The organism is Ligilactobacillus sp., assembly GCF_036846325.1.
In the GTDB taxonomy this organism is placed as follows: Bacteria; Bacillota; Bacilli; order Lactobacillales; family Lactobacillaceae; genus Ligilactobacillus.
On the sequence record NZ_DAIUCE010000210.1, the window covers coordinates 1 to 1118 of the forward strand.

1 protein-coding gene is annotated in these 1118 nt (G+C 47.4%); it reads right to left on the bottom strand.

The genetic code is table 11. The features are described from left to right. Positions 1-830 (bottom strand): HAD-IC family P-type ATPase (locus tag V7Z60_RS10250; protein ID WP_334117700.1); only part of this gene is annotated, 830 nt, incomplete at its 3' end. Positions 831-1118: the final 288 nt, after the last annotated feature.

The window sequence follows — 1118 nt, forward strand, 5'->3', positions numbered from 1 at the left end:
CTCATCCCGGAGACGATTGCCACCGGTGCCGCTAAAATAAGCGGGCAGGGCGAAGCTACGACCAAAACTTCTGCAAACCTCACCGGATCCTTTGAGATGAACCATGCAAGACCTGCGATGATTACGGCAGTCGCAGTGAACGGAACTGCATATCGGTCGGCCATTCTGACGAACTTGCCGGGTTTGCTGTCGGCTTCCTTGACCAGTTGAACCAGGCGCTGGTACTGACTGTCCTTAGCCATTTTATCCACGACCATTGTCAAGGATGCATCCCCGTTGACGGACCCGGAGTAGATGTCATCACCGGCTTTTTTGCTTACCGGAACTGATTCTCCGGTTAGAGAAGATTCGTCCAGACTGCTCTGGCCAAGAATGACGTGACCATCGACCGGGACGAGCTCTCCCGGACGAACGACAAGCTTATCACCGATGTCTGCTTCATCAACGGCAATGTCTTCCGTTTCATCTCCGTTCAGTCGGTGAGCGACATGCGGTGAATTGTCAAGCAGTGCCTTGAGTTCCGTGTGTGCTTTTTTCGAGGCGTAATCTTCAAGAGAATCGCCTCCGACAAGCATGACCAGGACAATCATGGAGGCCCAGTACTGCCCTACCGCAAGCGTTGAGACAACCGCCATGATTGCCAGAAGGTCAACCCCGTAGTCCCCTGATTTGATTGACCTGACCATTTCAACAAACATTGAAAGTGAAATCAACGCACCGACGATGGTAATCAGCGCCTGTGCCAGCATCTGCTGTTTCAGGGCGAATTCCAGGACAAGTGCAAATGCACCGATGCCAAGGATGATCCACAGCTTTGTTGAGTGTTTCATTTTTGCTTCCTCCTTTTTGAATTCCGTATATTAACTGCTCTGTTCATCCTAAAGGTAACATCACTTCCAGATAATGTAAACTAAAATGATTCTAAACAAGAACGATTCTCAATTGCAGCCTTAAAACGTTGATTTGACCGCGTTCTTGAAGCGAAGGGAAACAAGTGGCAATTGAAAATCATTATCAGTTGGGGCATGATTGTGTACTCTGAATTTGAAAAAAGAGAAAAATTACAGAATGTGGTATAATTTACTACGTAATTTGTAAATGATCTTATTTACAGAAGG